The sequence below is a fragment of the Streptomyces wuyuanensis genome, assembly GCF_900103455.1.
Classification (GTDB): Bacteria; Actinomycetota; Actinomycetes; order Streptomycetales; family Streptomycetaceae; genus Streptomyces; species Streptomyces wuyuanensis.
Window position 1 is genome coordinate 1 of the sequence record NZ_FNHI01000051.1, and the last position, 1,213, is coordinate 1,213.

The following is a 1,213-nucleotide window of genomic DNA, read 5'->3' on the forward strand; positions in this document are numbered from 1 at the left end:
GCCGGGCCTGGGCGCCGTCGTGCAGATCGCGTTCGATGCGCCGCAGGTCCGCGGCCGCCGTGTCCACGACGACGCCCCGGTCGGACTCCAGCTCCACGACCCGGCCCTCCAGCCGGGACGGGCCGAGCAGACCGGAGACGAGCAGCCGGTCCACCGTGGCGAATCCGCGGATGATCCAGGGCGTGACCAGGGTGAACAGCAGCCCGATCGTGCTGGTCACGGCGAGTTCGAAGGGGGAGTCCAGGTAGATGCCGTGCGTGCCGTCGCCGTAGAGCTGGAGTCCGTCGATCCCCGCGTAGACGGGGAAGACCCACTGCCACAGCGGATACGTGAGCAGGCCCCAGCCGTAGGTCCAGAAGGCCAGCGAGACGGAGAAGGCGAAGACGGCCCACGGCAGGTGCACCAGGGAGTAGAGGAGGTGCCGCCACGACACCCCGCTCTTCAGCACCGCTCCGACCCAGCCCAGCGCGCCGTGGCCCCGCGGCCGTACCGGCGCGGGGTCGGCCACGTCGAGCCGCAGCAGCGCCCGGGCCCGGGCCCGCTCCACCGCGCCGAAACCCCGGCACATGGCGAGTGCCGCGGCGAGGACCGGGATGCCGAGGAAGGTGACCACCAGCCCGGCGCCCGCCGCGGTCAGCGACAGCGCCAGCGAGAAGAAGACGACGCTCAGGGGGAGGCTCAGCAGGAGGTAGCCGAACTCGCGCCAGGTGCGGCCCTCGAACGGTGCCCGCAGCGCCGGGGGAAGGCTGTGGACCCGGGTCCCGGGTCGGTATGCCGTGGCCATCGTGGTGTCGTCCGTTCTGCTCGGCGGCGGTACACCGCGTGCCGCGGTGCCTACTGCGTCAAGGCTCCCGGGGGCGCCGGGCCCGCACCATGTGGCCCTTCTCCGTGTTCTCCGGGGGTTTTCCCCACCCCGTCAGCCGGAGGACACGCCGGGCCGCCGCGGCCGGGTGCCGGCCCGGGCGGTCTCGCCGGCGAGCCGGGGGCCGCGGTCGCGCCACGGCAGCTCCGCCGTGACGACGGTGGGCCCGCCGGCGGGAGAGTCGACGACGAAGAGTCCGTCGACGGCACCGAGCCGCTCCGCCAGCCCGGCCATGCCGGTGCCACCCGACGGCGAGGCTCCGCCTCGTCCGTCGTCGCTCACCTGGATCAGCAGCCGGTCGTCGCGCCGCCACACGTCGACGGACGCCGTGCGCGCGCCGCTGTGCTTGCT

The 1,213-nt window shown here is 74.4% G+C and carries 2 protein-coding genes; both read right to left on the bottom strand.

All coding sequences use genetic code 11. From position 1 onward, the window contains the following. The coding region (locus tag BLT82_RS36160; RefSeq protein ID WP_208868144.1) for a sensor domain-containing protein at positions 1-784 on the bottom strand (784 nt) is incomplete at its 3' end. A gap of 132 nt (positions 785-916) precedes the next feature. Continuing rightward, positions 917-1,213, bottom strand: a 297-nt coding sequence (locus BLT82_RS36165; RefSeq protein ID WP_404205853.1) for a sensor histidine kinase, incomplete at its 5' end; no start/stop codon positions are given.